General features: G+C 73.9%; 3 protein-coding genes. All 3 read left to right on the forward strand.

What is annotated here, in order from left to right:
- On the forward strand, positions 1-1,383 hold a 1,383-nt coding region (gene sucB / locus ACTUAL_RS32315; protein WP_440902885.1), incomplete at its 5' end, for a 2-oxoglutarate dehydrogenase, E2 component, dihydrolipoamide succinyltransferase.
- 150 nt (positions 1,384-1,533) lie between these two features.
- Entirely contained in the window at positions 1,534-2,427 is an 894-nt protein-coding gene (locus ACTUAL_RS32320) for a TIGR01777 family oxidoreductase (RefSeq protein WP_440902886.1), read from the forward strand.
- Positions 2,427-2,904, forward strand: a 478-nt coding sequence (locus ACTUAL_RS32325) for a phosphatase PAP2 family protein (RefSeq protein ID WP_440902887.1), incomplete at its 3' end; no start/stop codon positions are given. The genes ACTUAL_RS32320 and ACTUAL_RS32325, both read left to right, overlap by 1 nt.

The following is a 2,904-nucleotide window of genomic DNA, read 5'->3' on the forward strand; positions in this document are numbered from 1 at the left end:
TCGTCCGGTGGGGGCTCCGGCACCCCGGTCACGATGCCCGAGCTCGGCGAGTCGGTCACCGAGGGCACCGTGACCCGCTGGCTCAAGCAGGTCGGCGACTCGGTGGAGGTCGACGAGCCCCTGCTGGAGGTCTCGACCGACAAGGTCGACACCGAGATCCCGTCCCCGGTGGCGGGCACGCTGCTGGAGATCACCGCGGGCGAGGACGAGACGGTCGAGGTCGGCGGCAAGCTGGCCGTGATCGGCTCCGGCGCCCCCGCGAAGCAGGAGGCCCCCAAGGCCGCTCCGGCTCCCGAGGTCCCCAAGCAGGAGGCCCCCAAGGCCGAGGCGCCCAAGCAGGAGGCGCCGAAGGCGGAGGCCCCCAAGGCCGAGGCCCCGAAGCAGGAGGCCCCGAAGCAGGAGGCCCCCAAGCAGGCCGCTCCGGCCGCCGAGAAGTCCGGTGACGAGGGCGCGCCCTACGTCACCCCGCTGGTGCGCAAGCTGGCCTCGGAGAACGGCATCGACCTCGGTTCCCTGAAGGGCACCGGCGTCGGCGGTCGCATCCGCAAGCAGGACGTGCTGGCCGCCGTCGAGGCCAAGAAGGCCCCGGCCGCCGCGCCCGCCGCCGCTGCCGCCCCGGCCGCGCCCGCCGCCAAGCCCGCCGCCGTGGACACCAGCGGCAAGCGCGGCACCACGCAGAAGCTCCCCCGCCTGCGCCAGATCGTGGCCCAGCGGACCCGCGAGTCGCTGCAGATGTCGGCCCAGCTCACCCAGGTGTTCGAGGTGGACGTCACCCGGATCGCGCGCCTGCGCAGCCGGGCGAAGTCCGCGTTCGAGCAGCGCGAGGGCACGAAGCTCACGTTCCTCCCGTTCTTCGCCAAGGCGGCGGTCGAGGCCCTGAAGCAGCACCCGGTGCTGAACGCCTCCATCGACGAGGCGAAGAAGGAGGTCACGTACCACGGCTCCGAGCACCTCGGCATCGCGATCGACACCGAGCGCGGCCTGCTCAACGCGGTGATCTCGAACGCGGGCGAGCTGAACCTGGCGGGCCTGTCGCTCAAGATCAACGACCTGGCCGGTCGGGCGCGCGCGAACAAGCTGACCCCGGACGAGCTGACCGGCGGCACGTTCTCGCTGACCAACCTGGGCAGCAACGGCGCCCTCTTCGACACCCCGATCATCCAGCAGCCGCAGGTCGGCATCCTGGGCGTCGGCGTGGTCAAGAAGCGCCCCGTGGTGATCACCGACGCCAACGGCGACGACACGATCGCGATCCGGTCCATGGCCTACCTGGCCCTGACCTACGACCACCGCCTGGTGGACGGCGCGGACGCCGGTCGCTTCCTGAGCACCATGAAGAACCGCCTGGAGGAAGGCGCCTTCGAGGGCGACCTCGGCCTCTGACGGCGGCAGCACCCGCGAGAACCCGCTCCCTGATCAGGGGGCGGGTTCTCCGCTTTCCGGCGTGAACTCTCGGGGCAGGTGCGGCGGACCTCACCCGTTCGCCGGGACCGCCGGTGTGCGAGCCCGCCGCCGCTGAGAGACGATCACCCCATGCGCGTGGTCATCGCTGGTTCCTCGGGTCTCATCGGCACTTCTCTGGTGGCGGCGCTGCGCTCGGGTGGTCACGACGTGCTCCGGCTGGTGCGGCGCAGGCCCGCCGCGCCGGACGAGCGGTTCTGGGACCCGCCCTCGGCGAAGATCGACGAGGGGACGCTGGAGCGGGTCGACGCCGTGGTGAACCTGTGCGGGGCCGGGGTCGGGGACCGCCGGTGGAACGACGCGCGCAAGCAGGTCCTGCTGGACAGCCGCACCACGCCCACCGAGGTGCTGGCCGCCGCCGTCGTGCAGCACCGGGTGCCGGTGCTGGTGAACGCGAGCGCGGTCGGGTTCTACGGCGACACGGGTGAGGCGCTGGTCGACGAGGGAACCCCGTCCGGGACCGGGTTCCTGGCCGCGCTGTGCCGCGAGTGGGAGGGCGCCACCCGGCAGGCCGAGGAGGCCGGGGTGCGCGTGGTGAAGCTGCGCACCGGGCTGGTGATCAGCCCGTCGGGCGGGCTGTTCGGCAAGCTCAAGCCGCTGTTCTCGTTCGGGCTGGGCGGCAGGCTCGGGTCCGGGCGGCAGTACATGCCGTGGATCGCGCTGGACGACGTGGTCGCGGCCGTCGTGCACGTGCTGGAGACCGGGACCGTGGGCGGCCCGGTGAACCTGACCGCGCCGAGCCCGGTGACCAACGCCGAGTTCACCCGCACGCTCGGGCACGCGCTGCGCCGGCCGGCGCCGTGGGTGGTGCCGCCGTTCGCGCTGAAGGCGGTGCTGGGCGGGCTGGCCGAGGAGGGCGTGCTGGCGGGGCAGCGGGCGGTGCCGAAGGCGCTGGAGCGGTCCGGTTTCACGTTCCTGCACCCGGCGCTCGGGTCCGCCGTCGCCGCCGCGATCACCCCCCGGTAGTGCGGTCGCCCTCCACGGCCTGGCAGGTGCTGGCCGGGCTGGTGCTGCTCGGGTGCTCGGCGGCGCTCGGGCTGCTGGTGCGGGGCGCGCCCGCGCCGGGGGTGGACGTGGCGCTGCACGACGCGGCGCTGGGGCTCGGGTCCTGGGTCGTGCTGCCCGCGACGGTGGTCAGCCTGGTGCTGAGCCCGGGGCTGGCCACGATCGCGCTGGTCTCCCTGGTGGCGCGGTTCGCGGTGCTGCTGGCGGTGTGCTGGGCGACCGTGTGGGCCCGGTACGGGTACCGGCGGATCCGGCCGATCGAGCACCCGCAGTGGAGCTACCCGAGCGGGCACGTCACGGCGGTGACGGCGGTGGCGTTCACCGCCGCGGTGGTGTGCGCGGCCCTGGCCCGCCGCCACCTGCGCCCGGTGGTGGCGCTCGGGGTGCTGGCGGTGCTGCTGACGGCGACCAGCCGGGTGGTGCTGGAGATGCACTGGT

Source organism: Actinosynnema sp. (genome assembly GCF_052038725.1).

Excerpts from the sequence above, each read along its gene's own strand:
- ACTUAL_RS32320 (WP_440902886.1), top strand. The coding sequence starts at position 1,534 with ATGCGCGTGGTCATCGCTGGTTCCTCGGGTCTCATCGGCACTTCTCTG.